At 71.3% G+C, this 25,824-nt stretch carries 17 protein-coding genes; 7 read left to right on the forward strand and 10 right to left on the reverse strand.

The features are described 5' to 3' along the window. Positions 1–72: 72 nt before the first annotated feature. Entirely contained in the window at positions 73–1,254 is a 1,182-nt protein-coding gene (locus PQI07_RS13965; protein WP_043350030.1) for a multidrug effflux MFS transporter, read from the forward strand. Positions 1,255–1,332: 78 nt separating this feature from the next. Here PQI07_RS13965 and PQI07_RS13970 read toward each other — a convergent pair whose 3' ends face one another. Beyond that, the gene (locus PQI07_RS13970) at positions 1,333–1,842 is read right to left on the reverse strand and encodes a GNAT family N-acetyltransferase (RefSeq protein WP_274926804.1); all 510 of its coding nucleotides are present in this window, start codon (positions 1,840–1,842) and stop codon (positions 1,333–1,335) included. Positions 1,843–1,906: 64 nt separating this feature from the next. Beyond that, positions 1,907–3,103, reverse strand: a complete 1,197-nt coding sequence (locus PQI07_RS13975) for an MFS transporter (protein ID WP_043758956.1) — start codon at positions 3,101–3,103, stop codon at positions 1,907–1,909. Positions 3,104–3,183: 80 nt separating this feature from the next. On the opposite strand from PQI07_RS13975, the gene PQI07_RS13980 reads away from it, so the two are divergent. Next, entirely contained in the window at positions 3,184–3,975 is a 792-nt protein-coding gene (locus PQI07_RS13980) for an AraC family transcriptional regulator (protein WP_236952718.1), read from the forward strand. Positions 3,976–3,988: 13 nt separating this feature from the next. On the opposite strand, the gene PQI07_RS13985 is transcribed toward PQI07_RS13980, so the two are convergent. From PQI07_RS13985 to PQI07_RS14020, 8 genes are all read right to left on the reverse strand, one after another. Further along, positions 3,989–5,452: an FAD/NAD(P)-binding protein gene (locus PQI07_RS13985; RefSeq protein ID WP_274926805.1), complete on the reverse strand. Its 1,464-nt coding sequence runs from the start codon at positions 5,450–5,452 to the stop codon at positions 3,989–3,991. Positions 5,453–5,676: 224 nt separating this feature from the next. After that, positions 5,677–6,783, reverse strand: coding sequence for a microcin C ABC transporter permease YejB (locus PQI07_RS13990; protein ID WP_043350022.1), 1,107 nt, complete (start codon positions 6,781–6,783; stop codon positions 5,677–5,679). A gap of 4 nt (positions 6,784–6,787) precedes the next feature. Beyond that, positions 6,788–8,587: an extracellular solute-binding protein gene (locus PQI07_RS13995; RefSeq protein WP_274927721.1), complete on the reverse strand. Its 1,800-nt coding sequence runs from the start codon at positions 8,585–8,587 to the stop codon at positions 6,788–6,790. A gap of 62 nt (positions 8,588–8,649) precedes the next feature. Next, a complete protein-coding gene (locus tag PQI07_RS14000) occupies positions 8,650–10,563 on the reverse strand; it encodes an extracellular solute-binding protein (RefSeq protein WP_274926806.1) in 1,914 nt (637 codons plus the stop codon). Between the two features lie 149 nt (positions 10,564–10,712). Next, positions 10,713–12,797: a hypothetical protein gene (locus tag PQI07_RS14005; protein WP_274926807.1), complete on the reverse strand. Its 2,085-nt coding sequence runs from the start codon at positions 12,795–12,797 to the stop codon at positions 10,713–10,715. Positions 12,798–13,011: 214 nt separating this feature from the next. Beyond that, complete coding sequence (locus PQI07_RS14010) at positions 13,012–15,831, reverse strand: DUF4159 domain-containing protein (protein ID WP_274926808.1); 2,820 nt, start codon at positions 15,829–15,831, stop codon at positions 13,012–13,014. A gap of 7 nt (positions 15,832–15,838) precedes the next feature. Further along, the gene (locus PQI07_RS14015; RefSeq protein ID WP_043381192.1) at positions 15,839–16,750 is read right to left on the reverse strand and encodes a DUF58 domain-containing protein; all 912 of its coding nucleotides are present in this window, start codon (positions 16,748–16,750) and stop codon (positions 15,839–15,841) included. 103 nt (positions 16,751–16,853) lie between these two features. Beyond that, a complete protein-coding gene (locus tag PQI07_RS14020) occupies positions 16,854–17,858 on the reverse strand; it encodes an AAA family ATPase (RefSeq protein ID WP_043381190.1) in 1,005 nt (334 codons plus the stop codon). Between the two features lie 356 nt (positions 17,859–18,214). Here PQI07_RS14020 and PQI07_RS14025 point away from each other — a divergent pair, with 356 nt between their 5' ends. The 5 genes from PQI07_RS14025 (at position 18,215) to PQI07_RS14045 (ending at position 25,823) form a co-directional block, all read left to right on the forward strand. Continuing rightward, the gene (locus PQI07_RS14025; protein WP_274926809.1) at positions 18,215–21,361 is read left to right on the forward strand and encodes a rhamnan synthesis F family protein; all 3,147 of its coding nucleotides are present in this window, start codon (positions 18,215–18,217) and stop codon (positions 21,359–21,361) included. A 19-nt stretch (positions 21,362–21,380) separates the two neighbouring features. After that, entirely contained in the window at positions 21,381–22,913 is a 1,533-nt protein-coding gene (locus PQI07_RS14030; RefSeq protein WP_274926810.1) for a glycosyltransferase family 2 protein, read from the forward strand. 183 nt (positions 22,914–23,096) lie between these two features. Then, positions 23,097–23,600 carry a cupin domain-containing protein gene (locus PQI07_RS14035; RefSeq protein WP_043349987.1) on the forward strand — a complete coding sequence of 168 codons (504 nt, stop codon included), beginning with the start codon at positions 23,097–23,099 and terminating at the stop codon, positions 23,598–23,600. 140 nt (positions 23,601–23,740) lie between these two features. Further along, positions 23,741–24,880, forward strand: coding sequence for an acyltransferase family protein (locus tag PQI07_RS14040; RefSeq protein WP_274926811.1), 1,140 nt, complete (start codon positions 23,741–23,743; stop codon positions 24,878–24,880). Positions 24,881–24,923: 43 nt separating this feature from the next. Next, positions 24,924–25,823, forward strand: a complete 900-nt coding sequence (locus tag PQI07_RS14045) for a phosphatase PAP2 family protein (protein ID WP_274926812.1) — start codon at positions 24,924–24,926, stop codon at positions 25,821–25,823. Position 25,824: the final 1 nt, after the last annotated feature.

A 25,824-nucleotide genomic window follows, 5' to 3' on the forward strand; every position in this document is an offset into this window, starting at 1 on the left:
TCCGGGCGCGCCCCTTGCTCTAAGGCGGCCGCGCCCCGGCATCGTGCCGGATTGAAAACCGCGTAGGACCCCTTGGCTGACCGAAGTTCCGTTGGGGAGGAGCGCCGGGCGCCCCTCCCGCTGCTCGTTGCCGTGACCATGACCGGGACGGTGGCGCTGCACATCTTCGTGCCGGCGCTGGCGGCGGCGGCCGTGGACCTCGGCACCAACGCCGCCGGCGCGCAACTGACGATCACCGTCTACCTGATCGGGCTTGCGGGCGGTCAGCTGCTCTACGGCCCGCTCTCGGACCGGTACGGCCGGCGGCCGGTCCTGATCGGCGGCCTCGGCCTCTATCTCGCCGGATTGCTGCTCGCGATCCCGGCGCCGAACATCGGCGTCCTGCTCGTCGCCCGGGTCCTGCAATCGCTCGGCGCCTGCGGCTCCCTGGTGATCGGCCGGGCGATGGTGCGCGACGTCTCCACCCGCGAGGACGCCGCCCGGAAGCTCGCGATCCTCACCACCGCGATGACGCTCACGCCCGCCCTGGCGCCGGCGATCGGCGGCGTCGTGACCGAGGCCTTCGGCTGGCGCGCCGTGTTCGTGGTGCTGGCCGGCCTCGTCGCCCTGCTGGGCGCGCTCGTGGTCTTCACCCTGCCCGAGACCAACCGCCACAAGGTGGCGCTGCCGGGATTCGTCGCGGTTCTGTCCGGGTACCTCCGGCTCGTGCGGATCCCCGTGTTCCGCGCCTATCTGGTGGCGGGGGCCTGCGGCGGGACCAGCCTCTACGCCTTCCTGGCCGTGGCGCCGTTCCTCCTCGTGGACCGGCTCGGGCGCTCCTCTCAGGAGGTGGGATTCGACTGCCTGATCGTCGTGTTCGGCATGGTCGGCGGGGCCGTCCTGGCGAGCCGGCTCGCCGCCAGGGTGCCGATCCGAAAGGCGGCGCGGAGCGGCAATCTCCTCTGCATCGCCGCGGCGCTGACGCTGCTGATCGTGGACCGCACCGGGATGCTCGGCGTCGTCAGCCTGATCGTGCCGCTCTTCGCCTACGCGGTGGGCGTCGGCCTGCTCAGCCCCAATGCGGTGGCGGGGCTCATGAACGTCGATCCGCACGCGGCCGGCTCAGCCTCCAGCCTCTACGGCTTCACGCAGATGACCTTCGGGGCGCTGTTCACGGCGGCCGCCTCCGCCTGGCCCGCGACCTCGGCGACGCCGGTGGCGCTGGCGCTCCTCTCCGCCGGGCTGATCGCCGCGCTGGCGCTCCGGCGGGCCTGACGGGCTCGCGCTCGCCGACGGCGTCAGTTTCCGTCGCCATGGCCCCCGCGCGCTGCCGGAGGCGCGCGGCGGTGTCCCTTAAAGCGACGCGCCGCGGGCCTCGACGAGGCCGGACGCGCCTGCGCTGAAGCCGTCGGCCAGTTCCAGCCACAGCAGGCGCGCGTGGTCGACCGGTCCCGGCAGGCTCAGGCGCCCGGGCGGGACCGGCGTGAAGCCGAAGCGGGCGTAGTAGGGCGCGTCGCCGACGAGGATCACGAGACCCTCGCCCGCCTGCCGCGCCCCCTCGATCGCCGCGCGGGTCAGGGTACCGCCGATGCCGCGGCCCGCGAAGCTCGGATCGACGGCCAGCGGACCGAGCATCACGAAGGATGTCGCCCCGGTCCGCACCGGCCCCATCCGGACCGAGCCGACGAGGAAGCTGCCCACCGAGGCGGTGATGCCGAGATCGATCCGCTCGGCCGCGCCCTCGCGGAGGCGGTAGGCGGTACGGGCGAAGCGGCCGGGGCCGAAGGCCCGGGCATGGAGCCGCTCGATGGCGGGGGCATCCTCCGGCCGCTCGGGTCGGATGACGAGGGACAGATCGGTCACGGGTTGCTCGCGGCTCGGACCGGCGCCGCGTAGCAGCGCCGGGCCGGACCCGCAAACCGCCGCGCTACTCGGCGGCCGCCAGAGCGGACTGTCCGCCGCCCTGGGTCAGCCGCAGGAAGCCGAGGGCCGAGAGCCAGATCACCGCGCCGCAGGCGGAGGCGACGCCGAGAACCAGCGCGAAGCCGCCGCGGTCATGCAGGAGGGCGATCGCCGGCACCACGAAGCCGCTCGCCGTGAAGCCCACGAAGTAGCGCAGGCTGTAGGCCCGGGCCCGGTAGACGGGCGGGACGTAGCGGGCGATCATCGCGTCGTTGATCACCACCTGCCCGTAGATCGCCGTCATGGCCAGCACGAGCCCGGCGAGCAGCGGCAGGCCGGTGGAGAGGGCGGCGATCCCGAGCCCCACCGGCTGCAGCACCGAGAGCGCCACGAACAGGGACGGCAGGCTGTAGCGGTCGATGAGGCGGCCCATGGCCAACTGCATCAGCGCGCCGAACAGGAACACGCCGGTGGCGAGGGAGCCGGTGAGCGCCAGCGGCAGCGCCTGCCCGACGCCCTCGTCGATCACCTTCGGCAGGCTGATCGTCGTCAGGTTGAAGGTCAGGCCGCCCGCGAAGATCGACAGGGCGAACATCGCCAGCAGCGCCCAGGGCCGGGTCACCGGGATCACCGCCGCGCCGCCGGCCTTCTGGCCCGAGGCGTCCCCGTCGCCCGGCACCAGGGCCAGGAAGGCGGCCCCGCAGGCGAGGCAGACGAGGCCCGGGACCACGAAGGCCGCGCGCCAACTGACGGCGGCGGCGAGCAGCGCCGTGAGTCCGGAAGCCGAGGCCGCGCCGAAATTGCCCCAGACGCCGTTGATGCCGAGATCGCGCCCGAGCCGGCGGGCATGGGTCACCAGCATGGCCGAGCCGACCGGGTGGTAGATCGCCGAGGCGAGCCCGAGCACGCAGAGCCAGAGGGCGAAGGCCAGCGGCGTCGAGGCGCTCGCCACGCCGAGGCAGGACAGGCCGTAACCGAAGAAGAACACCGCCAGCATGTTGCGCCGCCCGAACCGGTCGGCGAGCGAACCCATCGGGAGGGAGCACAGGCCGAAGGCCACGAAGGCGCCGGTGGCGAGCCCGATCAGCTCGCCGTAGCCGAGCCCCGTCTGGGCCGCGATGGCGATGACGGCGGTCGGGTAGATCAGCAGTACGAAATGGTCGAGGGCATGCGCGACGTTGACGAAGCGCAGGGTGCGGCGGGACAGCGTATCGGAATCCATCGCGGCGTATCCTCCGGGACTGCGCGCTGATAGCCTGACCCGATGGTGGTGTTGGGCCGGATATGTATGCGAACGGGCCAATGTTGACGGAGGCACCTGTCGCCGCGAAGCGGTCGACCGAGGCGGCCGACTATCAGGACGTCCCGCGCCCGGTCGCAGTGATGCCCAAGACCTACGCGGCCGGGATGCATCTCGCCCGGCACTTCCATCCCCGCGCGCAGCTGCTCTACGCCACGACCGGGCTGATGATGGCGTTCGCGGAGGACGGCACCTGGGTGGTTCCCGAGGGGCACGCGCTCTGGATCCCGCCGCGGCTGCCGCACGCGGTCGCGACCCACGGCGCCGTCTCGATGTGCTCGGCCTATCTGGATCCCGCCGCGGTTCGGTCCTTCCCGGCGAGTTGCCGGGTGATCGCGGTGTCGCGGCTCCTCGCCTCCGCGCTTACGGCGCTGGCCGAGGAGCCTGTGCTCTACGCAGAGGATGGCCGCGGCGGCCATCTCGCCGCTCTGGTCCTCGACGAGATCGGCCGGGCCCCCGCCACGCCGCTCGCCCTGCCACTGCCGCGCGACGCACGCCTGCGCCGGGTCTGCCTGGAGCTGATCGAGAATCCGGCCTCGGAGGACGACCTCGATGCCTGGGCCGACCGGGCCGGGGCGAGCCGGCGCACGCTGACCCGGGGGTTCCGCGCCGAGACGGGCCTGAGTTTCGGTGATTGGCGGGCCCGGGCCCGGGTGATCCGTGCGCTGGCGCTCGCGGCCGAAGGACGCCCGCCCCGGGTTGTGGCGGCGGCGGTGGGGTATCGAAGTGTCCAGACACTACGACTGACGGTGGCGCGGGTGCTCGACGCTCACCCTCCCCGCTCGGCAACCTGATCGGGACCGACTCTCAAGCCTGTGCAGAGGGCTCAAGCGATGCGGACGGTTCCTGCGCCGCCGCGACGGACCGAGCCAGGTCGACGGCTTGGTTGCGGATGTCCGGCACGGCCGTGCATTCCCAGTATGCGCCGCGGAGCAACGGGCCCAGAGTCCAGAGGCGCGCCGCTGTATCGGATGCACCCAGGACCGTCAGATCGGGGCGCACGGCAAGACCGAGGCCGAACGGACCGGCTCGGACAAGGCCGCGACCGATCAGATTGCGCAGAAGCGGGTCGGTCGTATCCGCGACCCGTCCGACGCCGCGAACATCGAAGATGCGCTGCACGCCGAGGGTTCTGGGTTCGGATGCCCCCCGCGGCCGGTACGTGACGCGCGCTTCACCGGTCTGATCCTCGATCGCCACCAGCTTTCCGGCGAGCACCTGAAGCGAGCCGGCTTCGATCTCGTCGGCGATGGCCGCGCCCGTGGGCGGTGCGGAGCGGTGCCGATGCGTGTCCCAGAACGGGCGGAGATGGCGCAGGAAGCGCGCCTGGTCGGCTGGCGGCAAGCCGAGCCAGAGGGCGTCCGTAACCGGCCGCAGAGCGTCGATCACCCCGTGCCAGGCGATGCGAGCCTCCGCCGCGGAGGCGACCTCCCGGCGGATCCGGCCCAGAAGCCGGGTGATCGAACGGGTCTCGGCGGCCGTGAAGTCCGGACGCGGCCAGGGGGCGGCGCGTACGTGCACGGCCGGGATCCGCCCCCGCCGCGAGAGCGCGATGATCTGCCCGCGAAAGCCATGGCGCCGAAGACTGATCACCGCATCGACCATGCTGAGACCGGTCCCGATGATGAGAACCGGATGATCCGGATGCAGCCGCGCGTCATGCGCCGGATTCCACGGATCGCCCCGGAAGCGGCTTTCCGGTTCCTGGGGCAGGGCGAGGTTGCCCATCGCCAGCACCGCACCCGCGACGTCGACGCGTCGGCCGCCCTCGGCAACCATGACCAGACGGTCCTCGTCCGGCACGAGGTCGATGATCATGTCGTTGATCAGGTGCAGCCGCGGCGTCGAACCGCCTGTCACCGCTTCGGTCAGAAGCGCCGCCAGATAATCTCCGTATAGCCCGCGTGCCGCGAAGGTCCCGGCCGGGGTCCGCCAGATGCCCACATGTCCGTGCCCGATCGCGGGGTTGCCGGCACCGGTGCCCGCCTCACCCGCGGCGATCTTCGAAAGCCAGTCTTCGAAATGGGAGGGCCGGTCGGGATAGGCGCTCATGTTGGCGGCGCGCACGTTGAGCAGGTGGTCGGGGTTCCCGGTGGCGTAGGCGCGACCGCTCCCGAAGCGCTCCGCCCGTTCACACAACAGAACCGACTGGTGCGGCGGCAAGCGGGCGAGCAGCTGTATCGCCGCCATCGTGCCGCTGAAGCCTGCCCCGATGACGGCAATGGGAGCGGGGTGCGGCCCGGCTTCCAAGCTTTCGTGCTGGTCCGACATCGACGACGAGCCTGCGCCAGAAGACAATGCCACGACCCGTCTGCCTAAAGTCGCGGATCAGGATCGATCCTGCCCTGACATTGCCAGCAAAGGCGGTCTGTGTCAGCCGGCGTATGCGTGTTGAAGGGGTCTGGGTCGGGGTGAATCTTTTCTGTCCCGCGGGATGCGGAAGAAATTTCAGCGATCCGTATCCTTTCGTATGGTGTGGGCGCCCTGGAAAATCTTCACGTCGCCCGCGCGGAGAAGTCGATCCGCGGGTCGATCCAGACGTAGATCAGGTCGGAGAGCAGGTTCACCGCGAGACCAAGCAGCGAGAAGATGTAGAGGGTGGCGAACACCACCGGATAGTCGCGCCCGACGATCGCCCGGAACGACAGCTCGCCCAGGCCGTCGAGGGAGAAGATCGTCTCGATCAGTAGCGAGCCGGTGAAGAAGGCCGAGATGAAGGCCCCGGGGAAGCCCGCGATCACGATCAGCATGGCGTTGCGGAACACGTGGCCGTAGAGCACGCGCCGCTCGGAGAGCCCCTTCATCCGTGCGGTGAGCACGTATTGCTTGCGGATCTCGTCGAGGAACGAGTTCTTCGTGAGCAGGGTCGAGGTTGCGAAGGCGCCGATCACCAGGGCTGTGAGCGGCAACACCATGTGCCACGCGTAGTCGGTCACCTTGTGCCAGGTCGAGAAGCTCTCCCAGCCTTCGCTGGTCAGCCCGCGCAGCGGGAACCATTGGTAGAACGATCCGCCGGCGAAGAGGATGATGAGCATCAGTCCGAACATGAAGCCCGGGATCGCGTAGCCGATGATCACCACGAAGGAGGTCGCGCGGTCGAATTGCGTGCCGTCCGCCACCGCCTTGCGGATGCCCAGCGGGATCGAGATCGCGTAGGACAGGAGCGTCATCCACAGGCCGAGCGAGATCGAGACCGGCAGCCGCTCCTTGATCAGCTGGATGACGGTGACATCGCGGAAGTAGCTGCGTCCGAAATCGAACCGGACATAGTCCCAGAGCATCTTGGCGAAGCGCTCGGGTGCAGGCTTGTCGAAGCCGAACTGCTTCTCGAGCTTGGCGATGAATTCCGGGCTCAATCCTTGAGCGCCGCGATAGCGGGAGCTGGCGTCGCCGCCACCGCCCGACGGCCGGCTGGCGCCGCCGAGGTCGCCCGATCCGCCGGTGACGCGGGACATGGCTCCGTCGCGCTGGCCCTGGAGCTGCGACAGAACCCGCTCCACCGGGCCGCCTGGGGCGAACTGCACGATCGTGAAGGTGATCAGCATGATCCCGAACAGGGTCGGGATCATCAGACCGATGCGGCGCAGGATGTAGGCGAGCATGGCGTCAGTCCCGGCCGATCCGCTTGGCCTTGTCGGCGTCGAACCACCACGTCCCGGGGGCGCCGAGATCGTATTTCGGCGGCGTGGCGGGGCGGCCGAACACGTCCCACAGGGCGAGACGGTGGGTCGAGGCGTACCACATCGGCACCCAGTAGCGCCCGGCCCGCAGGACCCGGTCCAGGGCCCGGCAGGCCGTGGTCAGGTCCGCCCGCGACGTCGCGTCGGCGACGGCGGTGAGCAGCGCGTCGATCACCGGGTTCGCGATCCCCGAGAGGTTGTTGGAGCCCGCGGTCCCGGCGGACCGGGAGCCGTAGGTCTCGCGCAGCTCCGCGCCGGGGGTGAGCCCGCTGCTGTAGCGGCGCGGCGTGACGTCGAAGTCGAAATCCTTAAGCCGCGCCTGGTACTGGGACGGGTCGACCGTGCGCAGGCTCGCCTTGATGCCGAGCAGTCCCAGGTTGCGGATGAACGGCTGCGTGACCGCCTGGAAGACCGGATCCTCATAGAGGAACTCGAGGGTCAGGGGCTGGCCGCCGGGCAGCATGAGGCTGCCACCCTGGCGGGTGCAGCCGGCCTCCCGCAGGAGCGCGTCGGCGCGCTTGAGCAGCGCCCGGTCCTGGCCGGACCCGTCGGAGACCGGCGGCGTCCAGGCCTCGCCGAATACCTCCGGCGGCAGGTCCTTGAACGGCTCCAGCAGGGCGAGTTCCTCGGCCGAGGGCTTGCCGGTCGCCTTGAGGTCGGAATTCTCGAAGAACGAGGCCGTGCGCGTGTAGGCGCCGTACATCAGGTTGCGGTTCGACCATTCGAAATCGAAGCACAGGCCGATCGCCTCGCGCACCCGCGGGTCGCGGAACGCCGCGCGGCGGGTGTTGATCCACCAGCCCTGGGTGCCGCTCGGCCGGGCATCCGGCACCATCTCGCGGACCACGCGACCCTCGGTCATCGCCGGGAAATCGTATCCGGTCGCCCAGACCCGGGCGGTGAACTCCTCGCGGAACGTGAAGGCGCCGCTCTTGAACGCCTCGAACGCCACGGTGCGGTCGCGGAAATACTCGTAGCGGATCGCGTCGAAATTGTTCTGGCCGACATTCACCGGCAGCTCGGCGGCCCAGTAATCAGGCACGCGCTCCAGGCCGATGGACCGGCCCGGATCGACCGTGCCGACCCGGTAGGGCCCGGAGCCGAGGGGCGCGTCCAGGGTCGAGGCCTCGAAGTCCCGGCCGGCGTAGTAGGCGGCGGAGAAGAGCGGCAGCTGCGCGACGAACAGCGGCAGGTCCCGGGCGCGGCCCGGCTCGAAGGTCACCACCAGCCGCCCGTCGCCCTCGGCCCGGGCATCGGTCATGGGCCGGATCACCTCGGCAATCTCGGGGTGGCCCTTGTCGCGCAGGAGCTTGAGGCTGAAGGCCGCGTCCCGCGCGGTCAGCGGCGAGCCGTCATGGAACCGCGCCTGCGGGCGCAGCGCGAACGTGTAGGTCAGGCCGTCCGGACTGACCGTGACGGCGCGCGCCACCAGCCCGTAGAGGGCATCCGGCTCGTCGAGGGCCCGGACCATCAGGCTGTCGAAGGTCAGGGGCATGCCGGCGGCCCCGTCGCCGCGCAGCACGTAGATGTTGAGCGTGTTGAAGGTGTTGAGCGACTGGTTGCCGGTCGTCGCGGCGAGCTGCGCCGAGAAGCGCCCGCCGCGCGGTGCCATCGGGTTCACGTAGTCGAAATGCGCGAAGTCGGGTCCGTATTTCAGCTCGCCGAAGCTGGACAGGCCGTGGCGCTCGGCGGCGTCGGCCGCCTTGGCGCGGCGCCACGGCGGCATCGCCGCCAGGGCGCCGGCCCCGAGGACCAGCCCGCGCCGGGTCGGCAACCCGGGACCGCCCGTCAACGGGGTGCCCCGGTCTTGGCCGCAAGCTTCTCGTCGTACCACCACGTCGTCGGGAAGCCGGAGCTGGCATAGAGCGGCAGGATCGCCGGGTGGCCGAACCGGTTCCAGCGCAGCGTCCGCTGCTGGTCGGAGGACCATTGCGGGACGACGTAATCGTGCGCCAGGAGCACGCGGTCGAGGGCCCGCGTCGCCGCGATCACGGTGTGCCGGTCCTTGGCGAAGATCACCTTCTCGATCAGGGCGTCGATGCCGGGATCCTTGATCCCGATCAGGTTGCGCGAACCGGGCTTGTCGGCCGCCGCCGAGCCCCAGTACTCGCGCTGCTCGTTGCCCGGCGAGAGCGACTCGCCCCACGACGTCGTGGTGACATCGAAATCGAAGTTGCGGATGCGGTTCTGGTATTGGGCCTGATCGATTACCCGGAGGGTGGCGTCGATGCCGATCAGCTTCAGCTGCGCCGAGAACGGCAGGATCACGCGCTCGAACGTGTTCTGGAACTCGAGGAACTCGACGGTCAGCGGCTCGCCGGTCGCCTTGCTGACCATCTTGCCGCCGCGCAGCTCGAAGCCGGCCTCGCGCAGCAGGCCGACGGCCTCGCGCAGGTTCTTGCGCACCGCCTCCGGGCCGTCGTTGATTGGGTTGGCGTAGGGCGTGGTGAAGACGGCAGGCGGGACCTTGTCCCGGACGCTCTCGAGGATCGCCTTCTCCTCGCCCTCCGGCAGGCCCGATGAGGCGAGTTCCGAGCCGAAGAAGTAGGAGTTGATGCGCTTGTACAGGCCGTAGAACAGGGCCTTGTTCATCTCCTCGTAGTTCATCGCGAGGTTGAAGGCCCGGCGGACGCGCGGGTCCTTGAACTTGTCCCGGCGGGTGTTGAACGCGAAGGCCTGCATGATGCCCATGCCGCGCTCGGGGAAGGCCTCCTTGATCAGCCGCCCCTCCTTCACGGCCGGGAAATCCTCATAGGCGGTCGCCCAGTTCCGGGCGATGTTCTCCACGCGGAAATCGTAGAGATCGCCTTTCAGCGCCTCAACCAGCACGGTGCCGTCGCGGAAATACTCGTAGCGCTCGGTGTCGAAGTTGTAGCGCCCGGCATTCACCGGCAGGTCCTTGCCCCAGTAGTCGGGGACGCGGGTGTAGGTCGTGGTGCGGCCCGGCTCGAACTTCGCGAGCCGGTAGGGGCCCGAGCCGAGCGGCGGCTCCAGGGTGGTCTCGGTGACGCTGCGCGGCTTGCCGTTGGCGTCCTGGGCGGTCCACCAGTGCTTGGGCAGGACGCGCAGCTGCCCGATCACCTGCGGCAGCTCGCGGTTGCCGGTCTCCGTGAAGGTGAAGGTCACCTCGCGCGGCCCGGTCACCGCGGCCTTGGCCACGGTCTGGTAATAGGCGGCGTAGAACGGGCTGTTGGCCTTCAGCACGTCGAAGGACCAGACCACGTCCTCGGGGGTGATCGGCTTGCCGTCGTGCCAGCGGGCGTTTTCGCGCAGCCGGTACGAGACCGAGCCGAGATCGGGGGCGATCCGCACAGCCTCGGCGAGCAGGCCGTAGGAGGTGAACGGCTCGTCCGAGGACTCGGTCATCAGCGAATCGTAGATCTGCTGGATGCCGTTCTCGAGGTCGCCCTTCAGGCCGGCGACGACGATGTTGAAATTGTCGAAGCCGCCCTGGGCCCCGAACCGGACCATCCCGCCCTTGGGCGCGGCCGGGTCGGCATAGTCGAAATGCTTGAAGTCGGGGCCATATTTCGGCTGGCCCATCAGCGTGATCGCGTGGGTCCACTGGCCGTTGGCGGCCGGCAGGGTGGCCGGCGTCGACGGCATCGCGACCGGTTCCTGCGCGTGGGCCGGACCGAGCTGGAGGCAGGCGAGGAGGAGCGTCGCGGCGAGGAGGCGTCCAGTCACGGTCTGCGCTGTCACGGGCAGGCTGTCTCCGTTGCATCGGGCCCGCGCGGGCGCGGACAACTCGAAAATATCAGGGGGTCATAGGACGCGGGCCGCCATCCGTCGACCATGCGGGGCCGCACGCCGTCCGGCGCGAGCGACGCCATTCCCCATCCGAAGGCCTGTCACGCCGCCCGGCCCCGTCTGCCCTCGACCAGCCACATGGCGAGCAGGGCGGCCGCCAGGGCGGCCAGCGCCGCGAGGCCGAGTGCCAGGGGATAGACCTCGACGCCGCGGATATTGGCGCTGTCGCTCGGCCGGAAGCCGATCCAGTCGCTGCCCGCGAGGCGACCGCCGCGCACCAGGGCGAGGCGCGGGACCTGGATGCCGCCGCCGGCCTCGGCGACCCGGCGCACCGAGCCGCTCGATCCGTCGGCCACGGCCTTCAGGCGCTCGGTGTCGCTGAACACGTCGGCGAGTTCGCGCGGATTGGCCGGGCCGACGCTGACGAAGGCCACGAGGTTTCCCGAGCGCAGCGTGTGCAGCCCCAGTGTTTCCGCATCGAAGGTCGCCGTGAACAGACCCGGTTCACCGGGCTTCAAGGTGAGGGTCGTCACCTTGCCCGTGGGACCGGTGACGGTGACCGGCTCGGCCTGATCCGCCATGGTCTGGCGCTCCACCCGGACCTCGCGGCCGCGTCCGGTGGTCTGCGCGCGCAGCGCCTCCTCCTCCAGGGCCGGCTCCTTCATGAGCCAGTGGCCGAGGCGGCGCAGCAGATCCAGGTACGGCCCGCCCTCCTGGTAGCCCCGGGCCCACAGCCAGGCGTGGTCGGACAGGAGCAGGGCGACCCGGCCCTTGTCCTCGCGCGAGAGGGCGAGCAGCGGCAGCCCCTCGGCCCCCGACAGGATCGGCTGGATGCCGGGGCGGGTGCGCGCCTCCACGATGCGCAGCCAATCGCCCCAGGCGGGCGGGTTCGCATCCGAGCCCGGCAGGGCCCGGGTCACCGGGTGGCGCTGGCCGACCTGCGTCGGCGTCGCCTTGTAGGGCTTCTCGACCACGCGCCCGTCCGGGTCGCCCGGCAGGATCCCGGCCAGCCGGGTGCGCGCCAGGCTCGCCGGTCCGGCGAATTCGGGCCCGGCCGCGATGAGGAGTGCGCCGCCCTCGCGGACGTAGCGGACGATGTTGTCGAAATAGGCCTGCGGCAGCACGCTCTGATTGGCGTAGCGGTCGAAGATGATCAGGTCGAAGTCCTTGATCTTCTGGACGAACAGCTCGCGCGTCGGGAAGGCGATCAGGGAGAGTTCCGAGATCGGCGTGCCGTCCTGCTTCTCCGGAGGGCGCAGGATGGTGAAGTGGACGAGGTCGACATTGGCGTCCGACTTCAGAAGGTTGCGCCATGTGCGCTCGCCCTGGTGCGGCTCGCCGGAGACGAGGAGCACCCTGAGCTTCTCGCGGATCCCCTCGATGGGCAGGACCGCGCGGTTGTTCACCGTGGTCAGCTCGCCCGACAGCGGCTCGACCTCGATCTCGACGACGTTCGGGCCGCCATGCTCGATGCGCAGGTTGAGGGAGAACGGCTTGTCGGTGGCGACGTCCCGCCGGCCGATCTCCTCGCCGTCGCGGCGCACGGTGACGACGGCGTGGCCGGTCCCGCCGCGCTCCATGACCTCGGCGCGGATCGTCAGATCCTTGCCGACGATGCCGAAGCGGGGCGCCTCCAGGAGCTTGATCTGCCGGTCGCGCTCGTCCGGATGACCGGTGACGAGGACGTGGAGCGGCGCCTTGATGCCGAGCTGCGCCAGGGAGGCGGGGATGTCGTGCACCACGCCGTCGGTGAGCATCACGATCCCGGCCAGGCGTTCCGGCGGCACGTCGGCGAGGGCCTGGCTCAGGGCCGTGAACAGCTTGGTGCCGTCATCGCCGTCCTTGGAATCCGGCACGTCGATGAAGCGGGGCTCGATGTCGGTGAGCGCACCGAACCGGCGCTGCAGCTCGGCACGGACCGCGTCGGTCATCTGCGGCCGGTCGCCCAGGGCCTGGGATCCGGACCGGTCGACCACGATGGCGGCGACGTCCTTCACGGGCTCCCGGTCCTCGCGCACCAGCGCCGGGTTGGTGAGCGCTGCCAGAACGAGAGCGAGGACGAGCATGCGCAGCAGAGCGGTCCGGCCCCGGGCCAGGACGGCGAACACCGCCAGGACGACGACGATGACGCCCAGGACGGCGATCGCCGGCCAGGGCAGGAGGGGGGTGAAGCTGAGGCTCAGCATGATGGTCCGGCCTCCGGGATGCGTATGCGGGACGAGGCGGTCGACCGATCAAATCCCCTCATCCTGAGACGCCGCGTCGGCGGCCCCGAAGGAGGGCTCCAGGGATCGCCGAGACCTCTGGAGGGCTCCTTCGAGGCGCCCGCTGCGCGGCCGCACCTCAGGACGAGGACGATGGATGGGAGCACGCGCGGCCTTGGGAACGTCGCGACGGTCGTCACTGCCCCAACCGCTCCAGCAGCGCGGGCACGTGGACCTGGTCGGCCTTGTAGTTACCGGTGAGCGTGTACATCACGATGTTCACGCCGCCCCGGAACGCCATCTCGCGCTGGCGCTGGTCACCGCCCACGACGGGATAGAGCGGCTCGCCCCGACGCCCCACCGCCCAGGCGGCGGCGAGGTCGTTGCTCGTGATGATGATCGGGCTCACGCCGTCACCGGCCCGGGCGGGACGGCGTTCGACGCCATCGGCGGCCGGTGGCAGAGCCTCCACCCAGGTCTGGCCGGTGGCGTAGCGACCCGGAAAGCTGTCCACCAGGTAGAACGCCTTGGTCAGCACGTGGTCGAGGGGCACCGGCTCCAGCTCCGGGACCTCGAGCGTCGCCAGCATCTTGCGTAGATACGCGGCCTCCGGGGTGGGCGGACCGCCAGGACGGGCGGTGAGTCCGTCCCGGGTGTCGAATAGGACGGTCCCGCCGTTGCGCATGAACGCGTCGATCTTGCGGATCGCCACGTCCGAGGGCTGCGGCCGGTTCGGGGCGATCGGCCAGTAGATCAGCGGGTAGAAGGCCAACTCGTCCTTGGCCGGATCGATGCCGGCGGGCTCACCCGGCTCCAGGGCAGAGCGCGCGGCGAGCATCTGGGTCAGCCCGGTGAGGCCGGTCCGGCTCGCCTCGTCGACGGCGGCGTCGCCCGTGATCACGTAGGCGAGGCGCGTGACCAGTGCCGATTCGACGCCGTTCGGCCGGTTGGCCGGCGGCTCCTCGGCCTGGGCAGGGCGCACCGGCAGGGCGGCGAGCAGGAGCAGGGCACCGAGAGCCAGAGCGGCCGGCCGCCCGCGGAGGCGAGCCGCCAGGCCGCCGCGACGCAGGAAGCCGCCGAGCCACAGGCCCGCCAGGGTGTCGAGGGCCAGCAGAAGCAGCGCCAGGGTGAACAGGCTCGGTCGCAGGTCCAGGGTCTCGGCGCCCGCCAGGGATCCGAACCGGGCGCCGTCGAGGGCTGCGGCGTCGAGGGGCTTCAACCGATCATCCGGTTTCAGGGCGTTCACGCTGATGCCTCCGTCCGGCGGGCCGTAGAAGCCCGGCGGATGCTCAAGGGTCGCCCGGTCGGCGTAGTCGGCCGACACCGCGGTGGCCGAGGCCGGCGGCGAGCCCAATGCGCCGAACCCGTCGAGGGTCACCCGCGGGGCGAGCACCGGCGCGGTGGCCCGGGAAGGATCCCCCTGCACCGGTGCCGAGGCGCCAGCCAACGCCACGACGCGTCGGAGCATGTCGATGAACAGGCCCGAGAGCGGAAGGTTCGACCACGTCGTGTCGGCGGTGACGTGGAACAGCACGATCGTGCCCTGGCCGCGCTTCTGCGCGGTGACGATCGGGGTGCCGTCCTGGAGGGAGGCCCAGGTCCGATTCGGCAGGTCGCCGTCCGGCTCGGCCAGGATCTGGCGGCGCACGCCGATATCGGCCGGCGGCGTCAGGCCCGCGAAGGGGCTCTCGGGCGGGAACGGCGCCAAGGTCTTGGGGCTATCCCACGAGAGGGTGCCGCCGAGCGTCCGGCCGCCCCGGCGCAACCGCACCGGCACCAGCGGATCGTTGCCGGCAGCGAGCCGCGGACCGGCGAAGCGCAGCAGCATCCCGCCCTCCTTCACGAAGCTCTCGATCCGGGCGGTGGTCTTCTCGTCCAGCGCGCCGACATCGGCCAGAACGAGGACCGAGACCTGATTGTCGAGGAGCTGGTTGATCGACTCCGCGATCCCCTTGGCGCCCCGCGGCTCCTGAACGTCCGCGAAGGGCTGGAGCGCCCGGGACAGGTAGTAGGTCGGCGCCAGCAGGGGCTGTGCTTGGTCGAGGGTGCCGCCGAAGACGAGGCCGACCCGGCGCCGCTTGCCGCGCTCGTCCTGCAGCACCACCGCGCCGGCCGAGCGCTCGCCCGCGATCTCAAGCCGGCTGATGCTGTTGCGCAGCTCCACCGGCAGCTCGAAGGTCGCGTCCGCCTCGGTGGCGTCGGCCGCGAAGGCGAAGTCGCGCTCGGCGAGCGGCAGGCCCTTCTGGTCGAGCGCCCGGATCAAACCGGTATCGCGCCCGTTCGGCGCGGCCCGCAGGGCGTGCGTGACGAGCTTGCCGGCGTTCTCGGTGGCGGTGAGGGCCAGGGCCGGCGGCCTGTCGGCGCGCAGCACCGTGAGGGCGGCGCCCTTGTCGCCGACGAGATCGGCGAGACCCTTCGCGAAGCGCGTATCGTTCGCGCCGGCGACGCCGTCGCTGATCCAGACGAGGGCGGCACCCCGGTTCTTGTCCAGGAACGTCTCGATCGTGGCGAGATGCGCGTCGCGGGCGGGGAGGATCGGGCGCGGCGCCAGGGCGCGCAGACGCTCCAGGGCGGCGGCCGGCGTCTTCGCCTCGAAGGCCGATGGCGCGTCGGCGAGCCCGATCACCGCCACCGGACGGCCGTCACGGGCCGCGCCCTCCACGGCGTCGGTGGCGACGCGCAGCCGGTCGCGCCAGTCGTGGGCGGCGGGGAAGCCGTTGTCGAGGAGCACGAGGAGGGCGCTGCGGCCGCCACCGGCCCCGATGCCCCCGGCATTCCAGACCGGGCCGGCCACCGCCAGGATCAGGGCGGCGGCGATCAGAAGCCGGAGGATCAGCAGCCAGGGCGGCGTCCGCGCCGGGGTCTGCCGCTGCGGCATCAGGTCCGCGACGAGCTTCAGCGGCGGGAAATTGATCCGCCGCGGGCGCGGCGGGGTCACCCGCAGCAGGAACCACAGGGCCGGCAGGCCGATCAGGGCGGCGAGCGCCAGCGGGGCGGCGAAGGTCAGACCCAGCATGGCGGCCTCACTCCGTGCCGCGGGCGGCGATCAGCGTGGCGAGCCGCAGGGCCGCCTCGCTCGCCGGCCGGTCCGTCCGATGGATCGTCAGCGTCCAGCCCTGGCCGCGGGTGATCGCCGCAAGGGCGGCCCGGTGCTCGGCGATCCGGGCGCGGTAACGCGCCCCCCAGGCATCGGCGTCGCCGATATCGAGGCTGAGGCCGCCCTCCAGATCGTGCAGGACCGCCTGCCCGGTGAAGGGGAAGGTCTCCTCGATCGGGTCCACCACCATCAGGAGATGGCCGCGGCTGCCGCGGCCGGCGAGGTTCTGCACGGCCGCGGCGATCCGGTCCGGCGCGGTCAGAAAGTCGCCGATGAGCACCACCTCGTCGAAGCGGGCGGGATTGGCCCGAGGCGGCAGGTCCTGGGTGAGGCCCGCAGGGTCGGCCACCAGCGCCTGGGCGAGACGCTCGACGATCCCCCGCGACGCGCTTGCACGGGTCAACCCGAGGAGGCCCACCCGCTCGCCGCCTTCGACGAAGGCGTCCGCCAGGGCCAGACCGAGGACCAGAGCCCGCTCGATCTTGGACGCCGACGCGAGATCCGAAACGAAGCCCATCGAGGCCGAGCGGTCGATCCACAGCCAGATGTTGTGGGCGGCCTCCCATTCCCGTTCGCGCACGTAGAGCCGGTCGTCCCGGGCCGAGCGGCGCCAGTCGACCCGGGCGGCGGCCTCGCCGGTGACGAAGGGGCGGAACTGCCAGAAGCTTTCGCCCGGCCCGGCCCGGCGGCGGCCGTGGAGGCCGTGGGCGAGCAGGCTCGACACGCGCCGCGCCTCCAGGACGAGGCGGGGCATCTTGTCGGAGAGGGCGGCCGCGCCCTCGCTCTCGCGCCGGCCGGGGCTGCGCCTGCCCGCGTCGAGGGCGTTCGTCGCCACCATCGTCAGCGCAGTCCTTCGGCTGGGTTCCGCGCTGACGACGGCTTTGGACCACGCATGTTCTTCACGTTCGCCGGCATCCGCCTCACTCGATACTGCCGAAGGCTCAGAGCTTCTCCGCAAGCTTGGCGATCAGGCCCTCGATGGTCTCGCCGTCGGCGCGGGCGGTGTAGCTCAGCGCCATGCGGTGCTTGAGCACCGGCTCGGCCAGCGCCTTCACGTCGGCCACGGAGGGCGCGACCCGGCCCTCGATCAGGGCCCGGGCGCGGGCGGCGAGCGTCAGGGCCTGGCTGGCGCGGGGGCCCGGCCCCCAGAGGAGCTTGTCCTTCACCAGGGCGTCGCCGCTATCCGGCCGGGCCGCGCGGACGAGGTCGAGGATCGCCTCGACCACGGCCTCCCCCACCGGCAGCCGGCGCACGAGGCGCTGGGCGGTGAGCAGCTGCTCGGTGGACATCACCGCGCGCGGCCGCGCCTCGTCGACGCCGGTGGTCTCGATCAGGATCCGCCGCTCGGCGGCGCGGTCGGGATAGCCGACGTCGATCTCCAGAAGGAAGCGGTCGAGCTGCGCCTCGGGCAGGGGGTAGGTGCCCTCCTGCTCGATCGGGTTCTGCGTCGCCAGCACGTGGAACGGCCGCGGCAGGTCGTGGCGGGCGCCCGCCACCGAGACGTGGCCCTCCTGCATGGCCTGGAGCAGGGCCGACTGCGTACGCGGGCTCGCCCGGTTGATCTCGTCGGCCATCAGGAGCTGCGTGAAGACCGGCCCCTGCACGAACCGGAAGGCGCGGCGACGTTCGGCATCCTCCTCCAGGATCTCGGTGCCGAGGATATCGGAGGGCATCAGGTCCGGGGTGAACTGCACGCGCCGCGCGTCGAGGCCCAGCACGGTGCCGAGCGTCTCCACGAGCTTGGTCTTGGCCAATCCCGGCAGGCCCACCAGCAGCCCGTGGCCGCCGGCCAGGATGGTCACGAGGGCGAGATCGACGACCTTCTCCTGGCCGAAGATCACCCCGTGGATCGCCTCGCGGGCCGCGCCGACGGCAGCGAGGCAGCTCTCCGCGGTCGCCACGATGCCGTCGTCGAGGGTCGTGGCCGGGCTGATCCCCTGCGTCATGCCGCTATCCATCTCCTGTCCGGAGCCCCGCGGGACCCCTCTGGCCATTCCGACAAGTGTGGGGCTTCTGGTGCCGGGCTGGCAAGGTCGGGATCGCCGCACGCCATCGTCGCACGATTTTGCCCGGATGCTTCGGTCCGCGGCGCCGCTATCGCAGCGTGGACCCGACACCACAACCCGAAGCGAAACCGCCTCCCCGGGCGCAGGTCTTGGCGTCGGCGACCGGGACCTTTAGGAAGACGCCCAAGCCGGGGCGGTCCTCACCCGCGACCGCCGGGCCGGCCGAACCCTCTGATGTCTCTCGCGGATCGCGGCGTGGGCAGCTTTGCGGGCTTCCCGCGTATCCGGACCTGACCATGCGCCTTCGAGATGTGTTCGTCGTCGGATCGTCGGAGAAGGCCGGCCTCGCCGGTGCGGCGCAATCCCTCGCGCGCCCGCTGACCCGGCGCCTGAAGCGCCGCCGCCGCAGCGAGCCCCGTCAGGCGGACCTCGTCCGCGCCGTCAAGGAATCCGGCCTGTTCGATCCGGCCTGGTACGCGCGGCGCTATCCCGACGTCGTCGGCGAGGGACTCGATCCCGCGCTCCACTACGCGGTCCATGGCGGCCGCGAGGGCCGCTGGCCGCACCCGTTGTTCCACGGCGATCTCTACCTCGATTCCGTTCCTGGCCTCCGGGCCGAGGGCATCAACCCGCTGCTCCACTATATCGACCGCGGCGCCGCGGCGGGTCTCCGGCCCAACCCCCTGTTCGATCCGGACTGGTACGCGGAGCGCTATCTCGGCGGCGCCGAGCACCGCGCCCGGGCGTTCTCCGATTTCCTGTCCCGGTCCGACACCGACCCGTCGCCGCTGTTCGACACCGCCTGGTACCTGTCCCGCTACCCGGATGCCCGCGCGGCCGGCGGCAACGCCCTCAGCCACTTCTTTGAGACCGGCCGGAAGCAGGGCTACCTGCGCAACCCGGAGGAATTCGCCGGCCTGTCCCGGCATGTCGACCTGATCCGCCGGTCGGGCCTGTTCGACGCGGCGTTCTACCGGGCGCGCTGCCCCGAGGCGGAGACCAGCGGGCTCGAGCCGCTGGAGCACTACGTGATGGCCGGCGGCTACCGCCGCTACGCGCCCCATCCGCTGTTCGATCCCGACTGGTACGCGGCGCAATCCGCCGCGGTCCGGGCCGACAGCCTCAACCCCCTGGTCCACTACCTGGAGCACGGCGCCGCCGAGGGGCTCGATCCCGGGCCCTGGTTCGACACGCGCTGGTACGCCGAGACCTACTTGGCGACCCGCGCGGCCGACGACGCGGCCGGGCAGAACCCGCTGGCGCATTTCCTCGCCGATGGCGGGCGCACGACGAGCCCGTCGCCGCGCTTCGACGCGCCCTGGTACCGCGCCCGCTACCCGAAGGTCGCCGCGCTGGGCCTCAACCCGCTGGTCGACTACGTCACCACCGGCCTGGAGGCCGGCCGCCTGACCCGCCGCGTCCCCGGCGCCGCTGTGCCGGAAGCCTCCGACGCGCGCCTCTCCTGCCTGAAGCGCACGGCCCGCCGGCACGGCCGCACGGCCCTGTTCATCACCCACTGCCCCGAGGGGCGGATCCGCGGCCATGTCGAGCCCTACTTGAGGGCCTTCGCGGAGAACGGGACCGACCTCGTCCTGATCATCGCCGCCGACCAGCACAAGAACGCCGTGCCCCAGGCGATCCTGGATCTCTGCGCCTCCGTCTATCTCCGCGAGAACCGCGGCTTCGACTTCGCCGCCTGGGCGCATGTCCTCCTGGAGGACACCGATCTCCTCGATTCCGAGACGCTCTACCTCGCCAACGACAGCCTCGTCGGGCCCCTCGACCGCGCCGACTTCGCCGGCCTGCTCACCAAGATCGACGCCTTCCCGGAGGCGGTGATCGGGCTCGCCGACAATTTCTACTACAGCCACCACCTCCAGAGCTTCTTCCTGGCCCTGAAGAAGCGCTGCCTGTCCTCCTACGCGTTCAGCCAGTTCCTCCAGGCCGTGGCGAACTGGCCGGACAAGAACGCGGTGATCACCGAGTGCGAGCTGACCTTCTCGGGACGGATGCGCGCCGCCGGCCTCGGTATGCGCAGCCTGTTCTCGGCCCAGAACAAGCACATGTCGCTGGTCAACGACCCGCGCAACAACCGCACCCTGTTCGACTGGGAGAACATGCTGGCCCAGGGCTTCCCGTTCGTGAAGCGCTCGCTGCTGGGCGAGCACGCCGCGATCGGCGGGGCGGCGGTGCGGGAGGCGATCGCCGAGCGCGGCTTCGACCTCGACCGGCTCGACGTGACCTACACGTATCCGGGCGGCAGGGTCTGGGCGGACCTGCGCAAGCCCCAGGCGCCGGAGCGGCCGCTGCGCGTCGCCTTCGTCTCGCCGATGAACTACGCCAACGGGCTCGGCGTCGCGGCCCGCAGCTACGCCCGCGCCCTGCACCGCGCGCCCTTCGCGCTGAACGTCCACCCGATGGAGCGGCCGTTCCACGTCCATGCCCGGGTGGCGCCCGCGTGGCAGGCCCGGACTTTCTCGGGGCCCGCGGACGTCGCGCTGGTGCACTTCAACGGCGACAGCTGGCACTCGCTGATGAGCGACCGGCAGCGGGCGATCGCCGCGGCGGCGCGGTTGAAGATCGGGCTGTTCGTCTGGGAGACCTCCCACGTGCCCGGCGGCTGGCTGCCCACCGTCGACGGCCTCGACGCGATCTGGGCGCCCACGGAGTTCTGTGCGGCGATCTTCCGGCAGATCACCGACATCCCGGTCGACGTCGTGCCCTACGTGGTCGAGAACGAGGCCGGCGAGCCGGCGAACGCCGCCGCCAAGGCGAACCTGCGCAAGGCCTTCGCCATCGACCCGTCCAAGCGGGTGATCCTCTACGCCTTCGACGGCTCGAGCTATCTCGCCCGCAAGAACCCGCACGCCCTGATCCGGGCCTTCCGGGCGGCCGGGCTCGGGCAGGCGGGCTGGCAACTGGTGCTGAAGACCAAGCACGTCTTCGACCTGCCCGAGGAGGGCAAGAAGCTCCTCGACCTCGTCGGAACGTCGGGCGACGTGGTTGTGATCGACCAGCCGCTCTCCCAGAACGAGCTCGGCGCACTGTTCGACCTCTGCGCGGTCTACGCCTCGTCGCACTCCTCGGAGGGCTTCGGCCTCACGATCGCCGAGGCGATGGAGATGGGCAAGGTCGTGGTCGCCACCGATTACGGCGGCTGCCGCGACTTCCTCGACGCCACCTGCGGCTTCCCCGTGAAGGCGGAGGTCACGGCCCTCGACCAGACCTACGGCCCGTATCTGCGCGGCGCCGAGTGGGGCCAGGTGGACGAGGCGGACCTCACCCGGGCCCTCAACGACGCGGCCCGGGCGGTGACCGGCGGCGACGCGGCCCGGATCGGCGCCGCCGCAAGGGCGCGCATCCGCGAGCGGCTGTCCATCGGCGCGGTGGCGACCGCTATGGAGGCGAGCCTGACCCGCCTGCTCGCCGCCGAACGGTCCTGATTCCCCGGAGACGCGACCCGTGTTGAAGAAGAAGCCGGTTCCGGCCCCGTCGGCCTCGTGGGGCACGCTCCCGTGGCCGGACGCGATCCTGCCGCTGCCCCTCGACGCGCAGGTCCGTCCCCTCGACGAGCGCCGGCTCGGCCAGATCGCGGCCGGTCAGATGCCCGCCTGCCGGGCCGTGTTCGTGGCTCCCGCAGCCTCCGAGCTGTGCCCCGACCTCGTGGCGCATCTCACGCGCGCGATGGCCGAGCGGCCCGATATCGGCATCTTCTACGGCGATGACGCCGTGGTGGACGGCGCGGGTCAGGTCCGCAGCGTCCATTGCAAGCCGACCTTCAACCCGGCCCTCCTCATGGCCGACGATTATATCGGCTTCCCGCTCCTCATCCGGGTCTCGGCCCTGGCCGGTCTGAGCCCGGATTTCGGGAAGCGCCACGGCAGCGCCGCGTGGTTCCGCGTCCTGCTCGGCGCGATCTCCGCCGGGATCGGCATCGACCGGATCCCCCAAACGCTGATCGCCTCGCCGCTGCAACGCCCGAAGGCGACGCGTACGGCCCGCGCCCACGCCCTCGACCGGTGGTTCGACGCGTCCGGCATGCCCCTGCGCGCCGCCCCCGGGCTGACGGCGGACACGCTGGAGATCCGCCGGACCTTCGACGCGCGGCCCGGCGTGACCCTGGTGGTGCCGACCAACCAGAGCCGCCCGAAGGACGATCAGGGCCGCGTCGTGGAGGGCGCCAAGCCGCATGTGATCAACCTGCTCGACAGCCTCGGCCGCAGCACCTACCCGGCCGACAGGATCCGCGTGCTGATCGGCGACGACGTGGCCGACGACGCGATCTATCGCGGGCGCTCCGACCGGTTCGCCGTGACCCGCCTGCTGACCACCCGGGCTCCGGGGGAGCGGTTCAACTACGCGGCCAAGATGAACACGCTCTGGCGCGCGGCCGAGACGGATCTCGTCATCCTGATGAACGACGATCTCGTCGTGCGCCGGCCCGGCTGGATCGAGGCGCTCCTGGCCTTCGCGCTGGACCGCGGCGTCGGCGGGGTCGGCGGCCGGCTGCTGTTTCCCACGGGCAAGATCCAGCATGCCGGCATGACCGGCGGCATCTTCGACGTGTTCGCCCACCCCTGGTACAACCGGGACGCGGCCGAGCCGACCTACGGCGACTGGGCCCTGACGCAGCGCGACTGCTCGGCGGTGACCGGCGCGCTCTTCGCCACCCGCAAGGCGGTGCTGGAGGCCGTGAACGGCTTCGACGAGGCCTTCGCCCTCGACTTCAACGACGTCGACCTGTGCCTGAAGATGCGGCAGCTCGGCTACCGCATCGTCTACACGCCGTTCGCCGAGATGGCGCATCACGAGAGCGCCTCGCGGCAGACCAGCTTCGCGCCGGGCTCGCAGATCGCGCGCTTCCTGCGCCGCTGGGGCGACGTCATCGCGGAGGATCCGGCCTACAGCCCGCAACTGCGCATCGACACCGATGTCGTCGCCCCGCGGGCCGACGCGACGCGCTGGATCACGGAGCGCCGGGCCGACGCGGCCTGAGCCGGATCGCACGGGCGGCCCGGGCCGCGTCCGCTCCGGCGCGGGCGCATTAAGGACGACCCAAGAAGATCTTGGGATTGTGCTGGAACAGGGTCGCCCGAGCCGCTACCCCTGCGCGGGCAATGCGCGGATAGTCTTGTCTTCGCCTGAAAGCGGGCCGCGCGCCGAGGTGCGGAGCTGACCGTGAAGAAGTTTCTCGTCGCCGCCGCCATCCTGCCGGTTCTGGTCGGCGCCGGCGCCTTCGCCGAGATCCGGCTGCACGAGCAGGGGCGTCCCGTCGCCAGCACGGCGATCCGGCCCGGCGGGGCCGCCTTTGCCCCGGCGCCGATCCCGGCGCACTGGGTCGTCGCGGGCGATCCGGTCACCGAGGTCGCGGAAGTCGCGCAGACCCATGACGGGAGCGCGCAGGTCTACCTGTGGCGCACCACGGCCAGCACGTTCCGCTGGACCCACCACGCCGACGAGATCGTCACCATCCTCGACGGCGAGGTCTTCATCACCGACGCGGATGGCCGGCGCCATCACCTGACGCCGGGCGACGTGGCGCATTTCCCCGTGGGATCCGTCCAGCTCTGGGAGGTGCCCCGGACGCTGCTGAAATCGGCCATCCTCAAGCATCGCAGCCCCACCCTGATCGAGGCGTCTCTGCGCTGGCTGCGCCGGGCCCGCGCCCTCGTCACCGGCTGAGATCAAGGCGCGGCCCGCCGGTGCGTCCCGACGCGCGGCGCTGCGCGGGCGCCGTCGAGGGTGGATTCCGCAAGCGGGTGATACGGCTTGCTAAAGCATGTCGCGGCATCATCCGGTTCCCGATGCCGCGAACCGATCTCATGGCCCGACACCGCGACACGCAGCTCGACGCCGCGCGCGGCCTCGCCGTGCTGCTGGTCCTCTTCGGCCACCTCCTGCAGCCCGTCTTCTACGGCCCGTCGGGGCCCAACCCGGGGCCCGCCCTCGCGGTCTGGCGGGTCATCTACGCCTTCCACATGCCGTTCTTCTTCCTGCTCTGCGGCATGGTCGACCGGGTCAGGGGGGATGAGGATATCGCCGCGGCGAGCCTCTCCGCCCTGAAGCTCGTCCTCACGGCGCTGGCGTTCAGCACCCTCGCGTTGATCCCGCCGCTTCTCGACGGCACCGTTTCGCTGGGGAGCGCACTCCTCGACATGCTGCGCGCCCGTGACCTCAGCCTGAGCGTGCTCTGGTTCCTGGTCGCCCTGGGGCTGGTGCGGGTGGTCTACGCCGCCGCGCTCGCCCTGACCTTTCCCCATGCCTATTGGGTCGTTCTGGGCGGCGCCCTCGCCGTGTCCTGGATCTGCAGCGCGCAGGCCTTCCCGTTCTGGCAGATCCACGCGCTCCTCGGCGCCCTGCCGTTCTACGTCGCGGGCCGGCGGCTCGGCCGGCGCGCGTTCGACGCGTCCGCGCTGCTCGGCGTCTGCGGTCTGGCCGTGCTCCTCCTCTGCGCGCCGCGGAACTTCGTCCATGTCGCGACGGGGCAGTACGGCAACCCGGCGCTCTTCGCGGTCACGGCCGTGGCGGGCTGCGGGTTCATGCTGGCGGTCGCGGGCCGGCTGCGCGGTCCGCCGCGCGCGGTGGCGGCCTTCCTGGGGCGGACGAGCTTCGATCTCTACATCGTCAGCGGCGCCTTCCTGCTCCTGGCGCCGTATCGTCCGGACTGGGACAGGTGGGGTCTTCTGGTGCTGCTGGCCGCCGTCGGTCTGCCGCTGCACCTGCTGGTAGCCCTGTCGCTGCGAGGGCCGATCCGGGCCGTCCGCAGGGGCGCCGAGGGCGTGGTCGACGGGCTGGCCGGCCGATGGCGCCTGCGGGCTCGGATCGACGCGCCCGGGTCGACGCGGCGATGCCGGGCTTTTCCGATGCGGATCCTTAAGACTTGTGCGGGACCATCCCCGGCCAGTCCGGCCTCAAGACCTTCGATGACAGCGCCACACGCGATCGGCCCCGATGTTCGCTGAGCGCCCCCGAGGCCGCGTCGGCAGCTGGCCTCTGATCGCCGCCATGCTGGTCGCGACCGGCGTCTGGATGGCGATCGCCGGGCTGCGCTTCGCCTGGGACAGCGCGCTCGTCACCCTCGGCGCCTGCCTGGGCCTCGAAGCCCTGGCGCTGATCTATCGCACGCGCCGTCCCGAACCGCGCATCGCGGCCACGCTCGACGGCCTGGCGCAGGTCATCGCCTTCAGCGCCTGCGCGGCCGCCCTGTCCTACGCCGTGGCGAGCACCGGCGGGCCGCTCTGGGACGCGACCTTTTACGCCTGGGACCAGCGGCTCGGTCTGGACTGGCGCGCCTACCTGGCCTTCGTGGACGGCCATCCGCGGCTCGGGCTGGTGCTCTCGCTCGCCTATCGCAGCCTGATCCTGCAGACCATGCTGGCGGTCATCTTGCTGGGCTTCAGCGGCCGGTTGCGGGCCCTGCAGGACTTCGTCCTCGCCTTCGCCATCGCCGGGACCGTGACGGTCCTCATCTCGGCGCTGACGCCAGCTATGGCGAACTTCGAGTTCCTGGGACTGTCTCCGGCAGACTTCCCCCAGCTGGAGCCGGCCGCAGCCGACGTCCATGTCGCGGATCTGACCGGCCTGCGCGACGGCACGCTCCGGACGATCTCCCTCGATCGTGTCGAGGGCATCATCACCTTTCCGAGCTTCCACGCGGCTTTGGGCGGCCTCTACATCTGGGCCTTCTGGAGCGTGCGCGCGGCGCGGTTCCCGGCCCTCCTCGTCAACGCCCTTCTCATCGCCGCCACGCCGATCGACGGGGGCCACTACTTCGTCGACGTGATCGCCGGACTGGTCGTCGCCGCCCTGGCGATCTGTGCCGCGCGGGCTCTCGGGGGGAGGCGGGCCCCGGAGGCCGACCGCCCGCTCGTCTCCGGGTCCGGTCCCGCTCCGGAGCGGGCCTGAC

The organism is Methylobacterium sp. 092160098-2 (assembly GCF_028920805.1).
Classification (GTDB): domain Bacteria; phylum Pseudomonadota; class Alphaproteobacteria; order Rhizobiales; family Beijerinckiaceae; genus Methylobacterium; species Methylobacterium fujisawaense.